Annotated in this window: 18 protein-coding genes; 14 read left to right on the top strand and 4 right to left on the bottom strand. The window is 59.8% G+C overall.

The annotated features are described in order from the left end of the window. The first annotated feature begins 100 nt into the window (after positions 1-100). The 7 genes from AT6N2_RS21490 (at position 101) to AT6N2_RS21460 (ending at position 5,413) form a co-directional block, all read left to right on the top strand. The gene (locus tag AT6N2_RS21490; RefSeq protein WP_209091302.1) at positions 101-934 is read left to right on the top strand and encodes an SDR family oxidoreductase; all 834 of its coding nucleotides are present in this window, start codon (positions 101-103) and stop codon (positions 932-934) included. Between the two features lie 17 nt (positions 935-951). Continuing rightward, complete coding sequence (locus AT6N2_RS21485) at positions 952-1,149, top strand: twin transmembrane helix small protein (RefSeq protein WP_003497428.1); 198 nt, start codon at positions 952-954, stop codon at positions 1,147-1,149. A gap of 1 nt (position 1,150) precedes the next feature. Further along, complete coding sequence (locus AT6N2_RS21480; RefSeq protein ID WP_209091300.1) at positions 1,151-1,729, top strand: cob(I)yrinic acid a,c-diamide adenosyltransferase; 579 nt, start codon at positions 1,151-1,153, stop codon at positions 1,727-1,729. 31 nt (positions 1,730-1,760) lie between these two features. Further along, a complete protein-coding gene (locus AT6N2_RS21475; protein WP_209091299.1) occupies positions 1,761-2,534 on the top strand; it encodes a rhomboid family intramembrane serine protease in 774 nt (257 codons plus the stop codon). A gap of 182 nt (positions 2,535-2,716) precedes the next feature. After that, positions 2,717-3,463 carry an electron transfer flavoprotein subunit beta/FixA family protein gene (locus tag AT6N2_RS21470; RefSeq protein WP_144576545.1) on the top strand — a complete coding sequence of 249 codons (747 nt, stop codon included), beginning with the start codon at positions 2,717-2,719 and terminating at the stop codon, positions 3,461-3,463. Between the two features lie 24 nt (positions 3,464-3,487). Beyond that, positions 3,488-4,417, top strand: coding sequence for an electron transfer flavoprotein subunit alpha/FixB family protein (locus tag AT6N2_RS21465; protein WP_209091298.1), 930 nt, complete (start codon positions 3,488-3,490; stop codon positions 4,415-4,417). Between the two features lie 114 nt (positions 4,418-4,531). Beyond that, entirely contained in the window at positions 4,532-5,413 is an 882-nt protein-coding gene (locus tag AT6N2_RS21460; protein WP_063949214.1) for a 3-hydroxybutyryl-CoA dehydrogenase, read from the top strand. 45 nt (positions 5,414-5,458) lie between these two features. Here AT6N2_RS21460 and tlpA read toward each other — a convergent pair whose 3' ends face one another. Next, positions 5,459-6,127 (bottom strand): thiol:disulfide interchange protein TlpA, encoded by a 669-nt coding sequence (gene tlpA / locus AT6N2_RS21455; protein ID WP_209091297.1) that lies wholly within the window; start codon positions 6,125-6,127, stop codon positions 5,459-5,461. 22 nt (positions 6,128-6,149) lie between these two features. Here tlpA and argH point away from each other — a divergent pair, with 22 nt between their 5' ends. The 4 genes from argH to AT6N2_RS21435 all read left to right on the top strand — a co-directional run bounded on the left by argH (position 6,150) and on the right by AT6N2_RS21435 (position 12,005). After that, complete coding sequence (gene argH / locus AT6N2_RS21450) at positions 6,150-7,550, top strand: argininosuccinate lyase (protein WP_209091296.1); 1,401 nt, start codon at positions 6,150-6,152, stop codon at positions 7,548-7,550. Positions 7,551-7,644: 94 nt separating this feature from the next. Continuing rightward, positions 7,645-7,848: an LPS translocon maturation chaperone LptM gene (gene lptM, locus AT6N2_RS21445; protein ID WP_063949211.1), complete on the top strand. Its 204-nt coding sequence runs from the start codon at positions 7,645-7,647 to the stop codon at positions 7,846-7,848. Positions 7,849-7,861: 13 nt separating this feature from the next. Then, positions 7,862-9,130 carry a diaminopimelate decarboxylase gene (lysA, locus tag AT6N2_RS21440; RefSeq protein ID WP_209091295.1) on the top strand — a complete coding sequence of 423 codons (1,269 nt, stop codon included), beginning with the start codon at positions 7,862-7,864 and terminating at the stop codon, positions 9,128-9,130. A gap of 178 nt (positions 9,131-9,308) precedes the next feature. After that, positions 9,309-12,005: a TIGR02302 family protein gene (locus AT6N2_RS21435; protein WP_209091294.1), complete on the top strand. Its 2,697-nt coding sequence runs from the start codon at positions 9,309-9,311 to the stop codon at positions 12,003-12,005. A 251-nt stretch (positions 12,006-12,256) separates the two neighbouring features. Here AT6N2_RS21435 and AT6N2_RS21430 read toward each other — a convergent pair whose 3' ends face one another. From AT6N2_RS21430 to AT6N2_RS21420, 3 genes are all read right to left on the bottom strand, one after another. Next, positions 12,257-12,616 (bottom strand): response regulator, encoded by a 360-nt coding sequence (locus tag AT6N2_RS21430; RefSeq protein WP_004445642.1) that lies wholly within the window; start codon positions 12,614-12,616, stop codon positions 12,257-12,259. A 141-nt stretch (positions 12,617-12,757) separates the two neighbouring features. Beyond that, a complete protein-coding gene (gene hpt / locus AT6N2_RS21425; protein WP_063949207.1) occupies positions 12,758-13,300 on the bottom strand; it encodes a hypoxanthine phosphoribosyltransferase in 543 nt (180 codons plus the stop codon). 68 nt (positions 13,301-13,368) lie between these two features. Beyond that, on the bottom strand, positions 13,369-14,040 hold the full coding sequence (locus tag AT6N2_RS21420; protein ID WP_209091292.1) for a hypothetical protein: 672 nt from the start codon (positions 14,038-14,040) through the stop codon (positions 13,369-13,371). 198 nt (positions 14,041-14,238) lie between these two features. Here AT6N2_RS21420 and ftsE point away from each other — a divergent pair, with 198 nt between their 5' ends. From ftsE to AT6N2_RS21405, 3 genes are all read left to right on the top strand, one after another. Continuing rightward, on the top strand, positions 14,239-14,898 hold the full coding sequence (gene ftsE, locus AT6N2_RS21415; protein WP_063949205.1) for a cell division ATP-binding protein FtsE: 660 nt from the start codon (positions 14,239-14,241) through the stop codon (positions 14,896-14,898). After that, positions 14,891-15,898 (top strand): cell division protein FtsX, encoded by a 1,008-nt coding sequence (locus AT6N2_RS21410; RefSeq protein ID WP_209091290.1) that lies wholly within the window; start codon positions 14,891-14,893, stop codon positions 15,896-15,898. Before ftsE ends, AT6N2_RS21410 begins: the two co-directional genes overlap by 8 nt. Before the next feature lie 126 nt (positions 15,899-16,024). After that, positions 16,025-16,741, top strand: coding sequence for a YdcF family protein (locus tag AT6N2_RS21405; RefSeq protein WP_186376783.1), 717 nt, complete (start codon positions 16,025-16,027; stop codon positions 16,739-16,741). Positions 16,742-16,821 lie beyond the last annotated feature (80 nt).

The raw sequence follows: 16,821 nt of genomic DNA, 5'->3' as shown, positions 1-16,821 counted from the left end.
CAAGCCCGGCTTTCGGTTCCGTCACTGAAAAGGATTTTGCGCAATTTAATCTCGTCTGCCCAGGAGATGTCCGGGGCAAAAAACCAGCAGCGGAGCGGCCATGTCTGAAAAACCGGTCATCATCATCACCGGCTGTTCCTCTGGCATCGGCGCCTATTGCGCCAGCGCGCTGCAACGGGACGGCTGGCGCGTCTTCGCCACCGTGCGGCGCATCGGCGACATGGCGGCGCTTGAAAATCAGGGCGTCGAGGCCCTGATCATGGATTACACAAAACCCGAAACCATCGCTGCCTTGGTCGAAACCGTCGCAACCCGAACCGGCGGCCGGATTGATGCGCTCTTCAACAATGGCGCTTATGGCCAGCCGGGGGCGGTGGAGGATTTGCCTGTCGAAGCGTTACGCGCGCAGTTCGAAACCAATGTCTTCGGCTGGCACGATCTGACACGGCGGGTCATACCCTTCATGCGCGACAGGGGTGTGGGTCGCATCGTGCATTGCTCTTCTATTCTGGGCCTCGTTCCTTATCGCTATCGGGGCGCTTACACGGCATCGAAATTCGCAATCGAAGGGCTGGGTGTGACGCTGCGCATGGAGCTTGAGGGCAGCGGCATTCACGTGAGTCTCATCGAACCTGGACCGATCACCTCAAAATTCACGGCGACGGCGCTTGCCCACGTCAGGCAACATATCGATCTCGAAAACTCGGCTCATGCCGCGGAATATAAACGGCAACTCGCCCGCATGGATGGCTCCGGCCCAGTCAACCGCCACAAACTCGGCCCCGATGCTGTCTATGCGGTGCTGAAACATGCCCTGACGGCGGCAAAGCCGAGACCGCATTATCCCGTTACTGTTCCAGCCAAACAGGGTCTTATCCTGAAACGGCTCTTGCCTGCCGGACTTTTCTATCGTCTGTTGCGGAGATTCGATTGAGGAGGAGTATCCCCTAAATGTCCGGCTTCACCACCGTTCTGGCCCTTATCGTCATGGGCCTCGTTGTCATCGTGTTGATACGCGGCCTCTTCAATATGCTGAAAGGGCAGGACGCCAACCGCTCAAACAAGCTGATGCAGCTTCGCCTGTTGTTGCAGGCCATCGCCATCGTGCTGATCATGCTCACCCTCTGGCTGACCGGCGGCGGCCGCTGACATGGTCAAGCTGAACAAGATTTATACCCGCACCGGCGACAAGGGCACGACCGCACTGGTTTCCGGCCCGCGCCGTCTGAAGCACGATCTACGCGTCGAGGCCTATGGCACCGTCGACGAGACCAATTCGGCTATCGGCGTCGCGCGGCTTCACACGGCCGGCATGGATACGCTCGATGCGATGCTTTTTCGAATTCAGAACGATCTCTTCGATCTCGGCGCCGATCTAGCCACGCCCGACGATGGCGAGCCACTCTCCTATGAGCCGCTGCGCATCGTCGAGAGCCAGGTCACCCGACTGGAGACCGAAATCGACGAACTCAACGCCTCTCTTGAGCCGCTTACCTCCTTTGTCCTGCCGGGCGGCAGCGCGGCAGCAGCCAATCTGCACATGGCGCGGACAATCTGCCGGCGGGCGGAAAGGTTGATGGTGGAGCTTTCCGTTGCCGAGAGTGAAATCGTCAGTCCGGCGGCCATCAAATATGCAAACCGCCTGTCGGATTTCCTTTTCGTGGCCGCCCGCTTCGCCAATGATGCGGGCCGGGCCGACATTTTGTGGGTTCCAGGCAAGAACCGCTAGATCGCATCAATCGCGCTAATGAGGGCGTTCCATGTTCATACCGCTGCACGATGCGAACTCCCTCAAACATATCCGGCTGCAATATGTTACAATCGGCCTGATCGTGGTGAATATTCTCGTCTGGCTGTTTACTGGCGTTCTTGCCAGCGATACTGAGGCCAATGCGGCGGCGCTCGGCCTCGGCTTCATCCCCGCGGTCGTGTTCGATTATGCCTATCTGGAACCGGCGCTACAGGTGGTGCCTGACGATCTCACCGTCATCACCTATTCGTTTCTTCACCTCGACTTCTGGCATCTTGCCGGAAACATGCTGTTTCTCTGGGTGTTCGGCGACAATGTCGAGGATGCGCTCGGCCATTTCCGCTTCCTGATCTTCTATATCCTCTGCGCGGTCGCGGGAGCGCTGTTTCACGGCCTAGTGGCTCCCACCTCGGAGGGACCGCTGATCGGCGCTTCAGGCGCGGTGTCCGGAGTGGTTGCGGCCTATTTTCTGCTCCATCCCAAGGTTCGCGTGTGGGTGCTCGTCTTCATGCGCATTCCGCTTCCCCTGCCCGCTTTCATTCCGCTGGCGCTATGGATTGGCCAGCAGTTCCTGATGCTGGCGCTCGGGCTCGAGGAAAACGTTTCCTGGGGTGCGCATGTCGGCGGCATTTTGGCGGGCGCGATCTTGGTGATTTTCATGCGCAGGCGGGGCGTTCCCCTGTTTGACCGAACGATTGTTCCACCGAGGGCGGCGCAGTTCAAGAATACGTCGCAAACGGCGGGGTTGTCGCAAATCGAACGCGGCTATGACGGCGGTAGATGAGCGTTGCGTAGGAGATAGAGTATTTACGTTAACGTCAACGTAAGATATGCCTTACGTGCATGTGATAATGAAGATTGATCCGTTGTGTTTGCGGGAAAAATGCTTATCCATGTCGCCACCTGTTTTTGGAGGTCCGCGCGGTCAACTGGCCCAAGCGGACAGGAGTTTGAGGAAGACCGCCGATGAAAATCCTTGTCCCCGTTAAACGAGTCGTCGATTACAACGTGAAGATCCGGGTTAAGCCCGATGGTTCTGGCGTTGAGCTTGCCAACGTCAAGATGTCGATGAACCCCTTCGACGAAATCTCGGTGGAAGAGGCCCTTCGCCTGAAGGAAGCCGGCAAGGCCGAAGAAGTCGTGGTCGTTTCCATCGGACCTGCCAAGGCGGAAGAAACGCTGCGCACCGCGCTTGCCATGGGTGCGGACCGCGCCATCCTGATCGAGACCGACGAAACCGTCGAGCCGCTCGCCGTCGCAAAGCTCTTGAAGGGCGTGGCCGAGGCTGAGCAGCCTGGTCTCGTCATCGTCGGCAAGCAGGCGATCGACGACGACTCGAACCAGACCGGCCAGATGCTGGCTGCCCTGCTCGGCTGGGGCCAGGGCACCTTCGCATCCAAGGTCGAGCCGTCGGATGGCAAGGTGGCAGTCACCCGTGAAGTTGATGGCGGCCTGCAGACGATCGAGCTGAAGCTTCCCGCCGTCGTCACGACCGATCTTCGCCTGAACGAACCGCGTTATGCTTCGCTGCCGAATATCATGAAGGCGAAGAAGAAGCCGCTCGACAAAAAGGCTCCGGCCGATTTCGGCGTCGACGTCTCGCCGCGCCTGAAAGTGCTGAAGACCGAGGAGCCCGCAGGCCGCAAGGCTGGCATCAAGGTCGCTTCGGTTGGCGAGCTCGTCGAAAAGCTCAAAGCTGACGGCATTCTCTAAGTTTCGGAAAAGGGAGATAATCTCATGGCCATTCTTCTTCTGGCAGAACACGACAACGCAACCCTTTCCGACCTGACGGCAAAGACGCTGACGGCGGCAACGCAGATTGGCGGCGACGTGCATGTGCTGGTTGCCGGTTCGGGCGCAAAGGGCGCTGCTGACGCGGCGGCGAAACTTTCCGGCGTCTCCAAGGTGCTGCTTGCCGACGACGCATCCTACGCCAATTCACTGGCCGAGCCGCTGGCAGCGCTGATCGTTTCGCTGGCGCCCTCGTACGACGTCATCATTGCACCGGCAACGGCTTCGGCCAAGAACGTCATGCCGCGCGTTGCGGCCCTTCTCGACGTGGCGCAGGTCTCTGAGATCATCGAAGTCGTATCGCCTGATACCTTCAAGCGCCCGATCTATGCCGGCAACGCCATCCAGACCGTGCAGGCAACCGATGCCAGGAAGGTCATCACCGTGCGTCCGACCGCCTTTGCGGCAGCGGCAGAAGGTGGTTCGGCAGCGGTCGAGACGATCGCGGCCGCTGAAAATCCCGGCGTCTCCTCTTTCGTTTCCGATGCGCTTGCCTCGTCCGACCGTCCGGAACTGACCTCCGCAAAGATCATCATCTCCGGTGGCCGTGCCCTCGGTTCTTCGGACAAATTCAAGGAAGTCATCCTTCCCGTTGCCGACAAGCTCGGTGCTGCCGTTGGTGCATCGCGCGCTGCCGTCGATGCCGGTTATGCGCCGAACGACTGGCAGGTTGGCCAGACCGGCAAGGTGGTCGCACCGCAGCTTTACATCGCGGCCGGCATTTCCGGTGCCATCCAGCATCTGGCCGGCATGAAGGATTCGAAGGTCATCGTCGCCATCAACAAGGATGAAGAAGCGCCGATCTTCCAGGTTGCCGATTACGGTCTCGTCGCAGACCTGTTCGAGGCACTGCCGGAACTGCAAAAAGCCCTTTGATTTTCAATACATGATGAAGGCGGCGCGTTTTTTGAACGCGCCGCCTTCTCTTTTTCGGCGATATGCGTAACATCGCCAGCGAATTAGCAGATGAAGCACATGGGAGAACCGCATATGACCGCCCCCTTTAAGAACATCGGTGTCATCGGAGCCGGTCAGATGGGATGCGGCATAGCGCATGTTTCCGCCATTGCCGGCTACCGGGTCCATATCTACGATCTTTCGAAGGAAGGCATCGAGGCCGGCCTTGCCACGATCAACGGCAATCTCGCCCGCCAGGTGACTAACGGCAAGCTTTCCGACGAGGCCCGCAAGCAGGCACTGACACTCATCAGCGGTTCGACCGACGTCAACGATCTGGCGCCGATGGATCTTGTCATCGAAGCCGCCACGGAAAATGAAGAGATCAAGCGCAAGATCTATGCGCAGGTCTGCCCGGTGCTAAAGCCGGAAGCGCTTCTTGCCACCAATACATCTTCGCTCTCCATCACCCGGCTTGCCTCTGCCACCGACCGTCCCGAACAGTTCATGGGCATCCACTTCATGAACCCGGTGCCCGTCATGAAGCTGGTAGAACTGGTGCGCGGCATCGCCACCAATGAAAAGACCTTCGATGCGGCCAAGGACTATGTGCGGACACTTGAAAAGGCGATCACCGTCGCCGAGGATTTCCCGGCCTTCATCGTCAACCGCATCCTGCTGCCGATGATCAACGAGGCGATCTACACGCTTTATGAGGGCGTCGGCTCGGTGGAAGCCATCGACACCGCCATGCGCCTCGGCGCAAACCACCCGATGGGACCGCTGCAACTCGCAGACTTCATCGGTCTCGACACCTGTTTGTCGATCATGCAGGTGCTGCATGACGGCCTCTCCGACAGCAAATACCGTCCCTGCCCGCTGCTGGTCAAATATGTCGAGGCCGGCTGGCTCGGCCGCAAATCCGGCCGCGGCTTCTATGATTACCGTGGCGAGACACCGGTTCCGACGCGATAGAAACACCAGGGGTCGGGAGGGAAGAATTCCTCCCGCAGCCTCAGTTTACTTCGACGCTGCAGCCGTCACCAAGGCCTTCGCATCTTCGCTGTCCCAAGCGGCCGGCCCGTTCATCGCGCCAAGCAGGCAACCATTTTCATCAAGCAGCAGGGTGGCAGGCAAGCCAAAGGCAAGCCCTTCCTTTTTGAGGACATTGAAAACGCCCATGGAGCTATCGCGGTAGTGCTTCAGGGAATCGATTCTGTATTCATCCATGAAGGCTTTCGGCTTTTCATCGCCACCCGTATCGATGTTGACGGCCACGACTTCAAAGCCGTCGCTACCCTTGTCCTTCTCGAGCGCATTGAGGGCCGGCATTTCTTCGCGGCAGGGCACGCACCACGTCGCCCAGAGATTGAGCAGCACTGTCTTGCCCTTGAGATCGGCAAGGCTCATGTCTTTCCCCTCTGGCCCCTTGAAGGAGAGCGGAATGACGCGCGGGGTGTCGGCCGCCGACATGGCGGCCACCTGCCCCTTGAGAAACGGCTTCAGAGAGGCGATGCGGTTTGCCGCACCTTCACATAAACCGGCGTCGGCGACCGCTGCCCCTTGAACCGGGCTCTCAGACCCAATATGCCTGAACCAGACCGCGCCCGCACCGGCGAGCACACCGGCAACGGCAGCAATTGCAACCAACTTGGCGGAAGGAAGCCTGAACGGCCTTTTTTCTGTCATCGAATACTCCAGGGCACGACATATGGCTGACGGCACAGATCAGAAATCCTCCAACCAGATGTGGGGCGGGCGTTTCGCTTCCGGGCCATCTGCCATCATGGAAGAGATAAATGCCTCCATCGGCTTCGACAAGAAGCTTTACGCCCAGGATATCCGCGGCTCTATGGCGCATGCCACCATGCTGGCATCTAAAGGCATTATTTCGCCTGAAGATAAAGACAAGATCATTGAGGGTCTGAACACGATCCTGTCAGAGATCGAAGCCGGCAGTTTCGAATTCTCCCGCAAGCTCGAAGATATTCACATGAATATCGAGGCGCGGCTTGCAACTCTGATTGGCCCAGCCGCCGGCCGTCTGCACACCGCACGCTCGCGCAACGACCAAGTCGCTCTCGATTTCCGCCTTTGGGTCAAGGAAGAGTTGCAGAAGACCGAGGGCATGCTGACCGCCCTCATCGCCGCCTTCCTCGACCGCGCCGAGGAAAATGCCGATACGGTCATGCCCGGCTTCACCCACTTGCAGACGGCGCAACCCGTCACCTTCGGCCATCATTGCATGGCCTATGTGGAAATGTTCGGCCGTGACCGCGCTCGCGTGCGCCATGCCATCGAGCATATGGACGAAAGCCCGATCGGCGCAGCAGCCCTTGCCGGCACAGGCTACCCAATCGACCGCCACATGACGGCCAAGGCCCTCGGCTTCCGCGAGCCGACCCGCAACTCCATCGACACCGTCTCCGACCGCGATTTCGCGCTGGAGTTTCTCTCCATCGCCTCCATCTGCGCCACGCATCTGTCGCGTCTTGCGGAAGAGATCGTTATCTGGTCGACTCCCCAATTCGGCTTCATCCGCCTCTCGGACGCCTTCTCCACCGGCTCCTCGATCATGCCGCAGAAGAAAAACCCCGACGCTGCCGAGTTGGTACGCGCCAAGACCGGCCGCATCAACGGCTCGCTGGTGGCCCTTCTGACAGTGATGAAGGGCCTGCCGCTCGCCTATTCCAAGGACATGCAGGAAGACAAGGAGCAGGTTTTCGACTCCGCCGAAAGCCTGGAACTGGCGATTGCCGCCATGACCGGCATGATCCGCGACCTCGAAGTGCGCAAGGACCGCATGCGTGCAGCCGCAGGCTCCGGTTATTCCACCGCGACCGATCTGGCCGACTGGCTGGTGCGAGAAGCAGGTTTGCCGTTCCGTGATGCCCACCATGTGACCGGCAATGCCGTGGCGCTGGCGGAAAAGAAAGGCTGCGATCTTGCCGATCTTTCGCTGGAAGAATTGCAGGCCATCCACCCCGGCATTACCAACAGCGTTTTCGATGTTCTTTCGGTGGAAGCATCGGTCGCCAGTCGCACAAGCTTCGGCGGCACGGCTCCTTCGGAGGTGCGCAAACAAATCGCCTGGTGGCGCGGCCGCAACTGATAAATCTGCGTTAAGCCGCGATCACAAGAAACAGGGTGCACAAGCGCCCTGTTTTTCGTTATCAGAGAGGCACATATTTCCTTTGGACAGGCTCATGCTTTCAAAAACCGCGCGCAAACTCATCCTTCCCATCGGCATGACGCTCGCCGTCAGCCTTGCTCTCAGTGCCTGCGGCCGTAAGGGCGACATCGATCCGCCGAGCACGCCGGTCGAAATGCGCAACAAGCGCGCCGCCGATGGAAGCGAACCGAAGCCGGCAACGGCTGAGCGTCCGTTCATTCTCGACAAGCTTCTCTGACGGGTAAAAAGCCGTGAACCATTTTGGCTATATCGACGGCGTGCTGCACGCCGAAAACGTGCCCGTGCCCGAGATCGCCAAGGCGGTCGGCACGCCCTTCTACGTCTATTCGACCGCAACGCTGGAACGCCACTACAAAGTGTTCGCAGGCGCTTTCGCTGATGTGGACGCCATGGTCTGTTACGCCATGAAGGCCAATTCCAACCAGGCGGTGCTGAAGACGCTGGCAAAGCTCGGCGCCGGTATCGACGTCGTCTCCGGCGGCGAACTGCGTCGTGCATTGGCCGCCGGTGTCCCCGCAAGCCGCATCATGTTCTCCGGCGTCGGCAAGACGGTGGCGGAAATGGATTATGCGCTGAATGTGGGCATTTACTGCTTCAACATCGAATCCGAGCCGGAGCTGGAAGTCCTCAATCTGCGCGCCGTGAAGGCCGGCAAGCGGGCGCATGTCTCCTTCCGTATCAATCCGGATGTCGATGCGCGCACCCACGCCAAGATTTCCACCGGCAAGAAGGAAAACAAGTTCGGCATCTCCTATGAGCGCGCCCGCGCCGTCTATGCCCATGCCGCGACCCTGCCCGGCATCGAAGTCACCGGCATCGACATGCATATCGGCAGCCAGATCACCGAATTGCAGCCTTTCGAGGACGCCTTCCGGCTGCTGCGGGAACTGGTGGAAGCGCTTCGCGGCGACGGCCATGCGATCAGCCACGTCGATATCGGCGGCGGCCTTGGCATTCCCTATCGCGACGACAACAATCCACCGCCGCTGCCGGATGCCTATGCGCATATCGTCAAGAACGAGTTGAAAAGCCTTAACTGCAAGATCGTCACCGAGCCGGGACGCCTGATCGTCGGCAACGCCGGCATTCTGGTGACGGAAGTGATCTATGTGAAGGATGGCGGCGACAAGACCTTTGTGATTGTCGACGGCGCCATGAACGATCTCATCCGCCCCACACTTTACGAGGCCTATCATGGCATCCGCCCGGTCGTGCAGCCTGCCGAGAATGCCCCGCGCGTCAAGGCCGATATCGTCGGCCCTGTCTGCGAAACCGGCGACTATCTGGCGCTGGATCGTGAGATGGCCGCGCCGCAGCCGGGTGACCTGATCGCCGTCAGCTCCGCCGGCGCCTATGGCGCGGTGCAGGCGGGCACCTATAATTCGCGCCTGCTGGTGCCGGAAGTGCTCGTCAAGGGTGACAAATTCCACGTCATTCGTCCGCGTGGCACTTATGAGGAGTTGATCGCGCTCGATTCTGTACCTGACTGGCTCGACTGACCCCACCCAATATTTGAAGTGACTGATCACAATTGAGCGAAGCTGCCTAAAAAATGGGGGTGAGGGCTTTGGTGCCCTCGTCTTCGCCACAAAGAATGTTATCCTTGCCCCTGTGATATGAACAGCTCGCCGTTCCGGGAATGGCGTTCGACGTGGCCAGAACCGGGAGAACGGATTGATGACCACAGCCGGAAAGGACAGCACAGGCAGGAAGCGCCCGACCGGCGCGTTCGCGCAGCGGCCGGGCCTTGCCCGCCGGGTTGCCGCCAAGCGTTTTTTCGCCAAAATTGTGCTGCTCTGCGAGAAAATCGCGCCGAAAACGCTGTGGCCCCTCTCCATCGCTGCCGCCTTTCTGGCGCTTGCCTGGTTCGGCCTTTACCGGCAGATGCCGGATTTCCTGCGGCTCGGCATCGTTTTCGTTCTGGTTTTCGGTTTCATCGCCACGCTTTTGCCGATCCTTCGGCTGAAGTGGCCAACGGATCATGAAGCCTCGCGCCTTCTTGAGGATCGTAACGGCCTGGCGCACCAGCCGGTCGGCGTGCAGGAAGATGAGCCCGCTTTCGACACGCCATTTTCGCGCACGCTCTGGAAAGAACACCAGATTCGTATGGCAGAGCGCATTGCCGCACTGAATGCCGGCCTCCCGAAACCCGATATTGCCCGCTATGACCGTCTGGCGCTGCGCGCCATTCCGGCACTGCTTCTGGTCACCGCTTTCGGTTTTTCCTACTCAAATGGCGCCGGCACGGTTGCCGATGCGTTCCGCAGCCGGCCAGCCGTCGGCCCACTCAATCCCGATATCCGTCTCGATGCCTGGGTGACCCCGCCTGCCTATACCGGCCGCGCGCCGATTTTCCTGACCGGACGTGACGCGACCCACCGCGACGCGGTTTCCGTACCGCAATCTTCCAAGTTGACGATCCGCATGACCGGCGGCGATGGCGGAGAGGAAGTGACCTTCGAGCCGGAAACGGCGGGCGCATTGCAAAAGCTTTCGCCTGAGGCGGCCAAAGCCGACAGCGCTAGCGGCGATATCGCCGTCCAGGGCTCTGCCCGCTCCGCCGATCAGCCCGTTACCCCGCGCACTTTTGTGATGGATGTCACCGAAAGCGGCATGATTACCGCCAATGGTGAACAATGGGTGTTCAACGTCATTCCCGACCAGCCGCCCAGCATCGCCTTCGACAACATGCCGCGCCGCGCCGTCAATGGCGCGCTGGAAATCGGCTTCACGGCCAAAGACGATTATGGCCTGAAGGAAGCCCATGCCATCATCGAACCTGTGGGCGTTGCGGAAGGCGCGACGGCGCTTTACCCGCCGCCGGATTTCAAGCTCGATCTGCCGCGGCAGAACAATCGGGAGATAAAAGCGCTGACCAGCCGCAACCTGACGGAACATCCGATGGCGGGCAAACGCGTGCGCATCACGCTCGTCGCCACCGACGGCGCCGGCCAGACGGGTCGTAGCCCCGCACACGAAATGGTCCTGCCTGGACGCAATTTCTCCGAACCGCTGGCGGCCTCCATTGCCGAGCAGCGGCAGATTTTTTCGCTCGACACACGCCAGATGCCGAAGGCGATTGCCTATAACGAGGCGGTTGGAATGCGCCCGGAAGAGACCATTCCCAACACCACGCATTATCTCCTACTGCAATCGGCGCAGACCCGCATGCGGCTCGCCTATAATGAGGAGATGCTGAAGGACACGGCCGACTATCTCTGGGAAATCGCACTCGGCATCGAGGACGGCGATCTTTCGCAGGCGGAAAAGCGCCTGCGCGATGCACAGACCGCCCTTTCCGAGGCGCTTCAGCGCAATGCCTCCGACGAGGAAGTTGCCAAGCTGATGCAGGAGCTGCGCGAGGCGATGCAGCAGTTCATGAACGAGCTTGCGCAGCGCATGCAGAACGCGCCGCAAGCCAACATGAATCAACAGGCGCAGAACGTGTTGCGCCAGCGCGATCTGGAAAACATGATGAACCAGATCGAGAACCTTGCCCGTTCTGGCAACCGCGATGCGGCACAGGAAATGCTCTCGCAACTGCAGCGCATGATGAACAATCTGCAGGCTGGCCGCCCGCAGCGTCAGGGCCAACAGGGACAGCAGCAGAGCAGCAAGATGCGCCAGCAGATCGACAAGCTCGGCGAAATCCTGCAACAGCAGCAGAAACTGATGGACGAGACCTTCAAGCTCGATCAGGCGCTGCGCGACCGCATGCAGCGCGGCGACCCGCAGCAGGGTGGCGAAAGTGACGACCAGCAGATGGGCGAAAACGGCCAGCAACCGCAGCAGGGTCAACAAGGCCAACAGGGTGGGAATGACCAACAGGGCGGGCAGCAGCAGACTGATCAGATGACCGCCGAGCAATTGCGCGAAGCGCTGAAAAACCTGCGGGCCCAGCAGGATGCCCTTGGCAAGCAGCTTGGCGAATTGCAGCAGGGCCTTCGCGATCTCGGTATGGAGCCCGGCGAAAATTTCGGCAAGGCGCAGCAGGAAATGCAGGGTGCCGGCGAAGCGTTGGGCAAAAGCCAGGGCGAACAGGCTGTCGAGGGTCAGGGTAATGCGCTGAATGCGTTGCGGCAGGGCGCTCAGGACATGATGGGGCAGATCATGCAGGCCATGCGCCAACAGGGCCAGCAGCCCGGACAGGGGCAGGAAGGCATGGCAGGCCAAGGCGGGCAGAATGGCCGCGACCCGCTCGGCCGCCCGCGCAACGCCACCGGCCCTGACTTTGGCGATCAGGTGAAGGTGCCTGACGAGATCGACGTTCAGCGTGCCCGCGAGATTCTCGACGCCATCCGTGAAAAGCTCGGCAATAATCCGCCGGGTGAAATCGAGCGGCGGTATCTGGAGCGGTTGCTTGATATCAGGTGAGGGTCCGCAGAGGTAATGGCGCGCATCGTTACATCCTCAGCGCCTTAGACTTTCGTCATGCCGGACTTGATCCGGCATCAAATGGACATGCGTCTGCGCTGCGAAAAGAATGCTTTCGGTTCAAGGACTTAGACTGGCTGGATACCGGCTCAAGGCCGGTACGAAGGAGATAGGCAACTGCGCTGAGCCAGAGGCTGGCCAACAAAAAAGGCGGCCCGCAGCCGCCCTTTCGATTTCTGCGAACCTGTCGCTCAGGCCGCAAGCGCCCGCGCCACGGCCTTGCGAATATCAGGAAGCGCAAAGGGTTTGGAAACCACGTCCACGATCTTCGTGGCCAGATCATCGGCGCGTTCACGCTGCTCGGCATAACCGGTCATCAACAAAATGCGCATGGCCGGGAAGCTCTCGGCGGCGCGATGCGCCAACTCGATGCCATCCATGACCGGCATGCGGATATCCGAAAGAAGAAGATCGAAACTGGTTTCCTGAAGCTTTTCCAGCCCCTGCTCGCCGTCTGCCGCCTCATGGGTCTCGTGACCGTCGAGACGGAGCGCCCGCGCCACGAAAGAACGCAGCGCATCCTCGTCTTCGGTAATCAGAATCTTCGCCATTACTCATTGCTCCTGGGCATCATTTCCAGCCGTGAGCAACATCGCAGGCTCCTCTTTTCAAGAGGTAAACACCCAGCCCTTCGCTGGGTGAATGGTTAATGAGGCGTCTCCGCGCTGTGCCGTTCCGGCACGGCAAAGCATTCAGGCGTCGCCGGTCACCACCCCGACGAAGGGCAGTTCGCGGAACGCATAGGCCACATCCATGCCGTAACCCACGACGAAATAGTCAGGACATTCGAAACCGACATAATCGGCCTCCAGATCTTCCTTGCGCTTGACCTTCTTGTCGAGCAGCACGGCGATGGTGACGTTGCGGGCGCCACGCTCGTAAAGCAGTTCCTTGGCGAAACGCAGCGTGCGGCCAGACTCGAGAATATCATCGATCAGCAGGACATCGCGGTCCTTCACGTCGCTATCGATATCCTTGACGATCCTGACGCCTTGCGAAACCGTGCCGGTGCCATAGCTCGAGAGCGTGATGAACTCGACTTCAGGTGCAAGGCCGCTGTCATGCAGCGCGCGGATAAGATCGGCCGCGAAAATGAACGATCCCTTGAGCACGGCAATGACCAGCAAATCCTTGGTCGGGCCGCTGGCGATATGCTTGGCCATGTCGCGATTGCGCTCGGCGATCTGCTCGGCGCTGTAAAGCGGCTCGATGTTTTTTCCACGGACGACGGGCATTCTTACTCCTGTGCTGCGCCTTGCCGATTTTACCTTTCAGTAAAAATAGAAGACAGGCGTTAGCACAGTCAGCGTCCGGGCGCACCCGCCTCGACAAAGGAAAGCTTGATCTCGGGCGTTTTTCCACCGGGATGGCGCAGTTTTGCCGAAAAACCGTGGCTCAAACCCGGTTGCATCTGCTTGACCGGCGGTTCGATGACCATGCTGGCGACCAGCTGTCCCTTGGCGGCGAAGAGATCGGCGCGAATTGCGGGCACCTCTTCCAGATCGCCGCCATTGTTTTCCACGATGCCGTTGATGAGCAAAATATCCATGCCGCCTGCCTCCTGCGGCGTGATGGTGACATGGGAAATGGCGAGCGGGTTGACCGAAGCGGCGACCGCCGTTTTTTCCGGCACGACGACAGACAGGCCGCCGGAGCAGATGAAGACAAAAATGGCAAGGCCTGCCACCAGCGCCGAATAGGCATCGGCGGACAGGCGCGACAACCTGCGATCCAGCCAGCCGATGAGAGCAAGGCCAACCGCGCCCACGGTGACAGGCGGTTTTGCTTTATGCTGCGAAGTCGTTCCACGATTGTCGTTTCCCGGCTGCCGCGCCCGGTTTTCCTTGATGGTGACAAATTCCGCGTCTACGACATCGCGGTCGGGACCTGTCGTCCGCGCTGTCCGGCGCGTGGGCGTTTCCGGCATCAGGAGGTCAAAGTCGAATGCCGCTTGCCGGCGAGATGAACGGAACATAGCCATAGAATTCCTTGGGGTGAGGTTTTCCGGCCCGCAAAACTGGGCATTGCAACGAATCCTGCCAAGTTTTAAATTTAAATGGTTAATGCTTCGCAAAAACCGCTCGCCGGGCGTCCCGAACCGGGCTAGACCGCGCCCGCCGGCTTCACCCCAGCGGCTTGCGAACCACCACGAAACGAAGAGACTGGAAGTCCGTTGATCCATTTCGAAAATGTCGGGTTGCGTTACGGCATGGGACCCGAAATCCTGAGGGACATGACCTTCGATATTCCCAAAGGGTCGTTCCAGTTTCTAACCGGCCCGTCGGGTGCGGGCAAAACGACGCTGCTGCGCCTGCTTTTGATGTCGCTTCAGCCAACGCGCGGCCATATCCGTATGTTCAACCGTGATGTTTCCCGCATTCCGCGTGGCGAACTGCCGATGCTGCGCCGCCGCGTTGGGATCGTGTTCCAGGATTTTCGGCTGCTTGACCATCTGACGACCTATGAGAATGTCGCCCTGCCGCTGCGTGTGCGCGGCAAGGAAGAGAGCGCTTATCGCAACGACGTGATAGAACTTCTGAAATGGGTGGGGCTTGGTGAGCGTATCAATGTGCTACCGGCCATTCTTTCTGGCGGGGAAAAGCAGCGCGCCGCCATTGCCCGAGCGCTGATGGACCAGCCCGAAATCCTGCTGGCCGACGAACCAACCGGCAACGTCGACCCGCCGATGGCAAAGCGCCTCCTCAACCTTTTTCTCGAACTCAACAGACTGGGTACGGCTGTCGTCATCGCCACCCACGATTTCGCACTGATGGACCAGATCGATGCACGCCGGATGATCCTGACCGAAGGGCGGCTCGATATCTATGAATGAGATCACCCGCAAGCAATTGAAGCCCGAAGCGGCCCAGCCGAAGCGCCCGCCCATGCGCATCCGTCCCATGGCGCCCATCCTGCCGCCCTCCAACATTCAGGGCAATGCGCTGATGGTGGTGATCGCCATCATGGCCTTTCTCGCCTGCCTGACGCTTGGTGCCGTCTCCATGGTGCGCGCCACCGCCGCCACCTGGCAGAGCCAGATTTCCCGGGAAATCACCATCCAGATCAAGCCGGAAGACGGTTTGGACATGAACGCGGCGTTGAACAAGGCGCGCACGCTGGCGCTGACCTTCGTCGGCACGCGCGACGGCACGATCCTTGATGATGCGGCGACGTCACGTTTGCTGGAGCCATGGCTCGGCAGCGGCCTCGACCTTTCCGAACTGCCGGTGCCGCGCCTCGTTGTCATCACCATCGACGAGACCAATCCGCCCGATTTCCAGGCCATGCGGGATATGCTGAAGACGGAAATCCCGCAGGCCTTTCTGGACGACCACCGCACCTGGGTAGACAGGCTGGTTTCCATGGCCAGAACCACCGTGATGATCGGAGTCGGCGTGCTCATTCTCGTCTTCACCGCCATGGTGCTGACCGTCGTATTCGCCACCCGCGGCGCGCTTTCCGGCAACCGCCATATTGTGGAGGTTCTGCATTTCGTCGGCGCCGAAAGCAGTTTCGTGGCCCGGGAATTTCAGAAACACTTCCTGAAGATCAGCCTCAAGGGGGCCGCCGCCGGCAGCGCGTTGGCAGCAGCGGTGTTTCTCGTGGCCGGCTTCTGGCAGTCAAGCACTGTTGCCACGCCGCAAAGCGATCAGGCGAGCGCGCTTTTCGGTTCATTCTCGGTTGGTTTGGGTGGTTATCTAGGCATTGCCATGACCATGATCATCATCGCCTTGCTCACCACTCTGACGGCACGTGTAACTGTCATCCGCACCATCGACGATATCGACCGCGTTCGTTCGGATCCGTCAAAAAGCGACGGGCTGGCGTCCTGAAATGATCCCGTCATTTTGGGGCAATCCGAACATGTCACAAGCCGCATGTAACCTGCAGGCGGTGGACAAAAACGCCTGTTCCTTGCCTTAATCGGCGAGTATTCAGGAGGAATGTTTGTGAGTCGGATGGACCAGGACCAGACAACGATGCGACCGGCCAGAAAGGGCCTGTTGTCGCGGCGTGGTCCCCTGCGCCGCTTTATTCGTGGTTTTATCCTCCTCTGCCTCATTCTTCTCGGCGTTTTCTCAGGCGGCTTTCTGTGGTTTGCTGATTCCGTCGCCTCCATGCGCCCACCTGAAAGCGCAAGGGGGGACGCCATCATCGTTCTGACCGGTGGTTACCAGCGCATCGAGCAGGCGGTGGGTCTGCTGAGGGATGGCGTCGGAAAGCGGCTGTTGATCTCTGGCGTCAATCCCGCCACCACCCGTTCGCAAATTCGCAAGATGACGCAAGGCTCATCCGACATGTTCTCCTGCTGCGTCGATATGGGGTACAAGGCGATAGATACGATCGGCAACGCCAATGAAGCGGCAAGCTGGATACGCGATCACAACTATTCCTCCATTGTCGTTGTCACGAACAATTATCACATGCACCGCAGCCTGCATGAGTTGCGCAGCGCAAGTCCGCAGACGGAATTCATCGCCTATCCCGTCATCAGTGCCGATCTTGCCCGCACGAACTGGTTCGTTGAACCGGATGTTGTGAGAACGATGCTGTACGAATATCTGAAATTCGTCGCAGCGGCGGCGCGTGACCTTACCGGCTTCGGAAAAGGTGACGGCCTGCGCAAGGCCCCAACCGAGCACACGGCGCCGAAAGTAACGGCAGCCTCCTCGTAAGCTGCCAGAAACACGCTTGCTGCCGCCCCTTGTTTTCGTGTAGGCGTCTGGCATCGGCATCCGCACCGACGCCTTTCCAA

The sequence above is a fragment of the Agrobacterium tumefaciens genome (genome assembly GCF_017726655.1).
Taxonomy (GTDB): Bacteria; Pseudomonadota; Alphaproteobacteria; order Rhizobiales; family Rhizobiaceae; genus Agrobacterium; species Agrobacterium tumefaciens_B.
The sequence above is the reverse complement of the archived record's forward strand: the minus strand, read 5'-3'. Positions and strand labels throughout refer to the sequence as shown.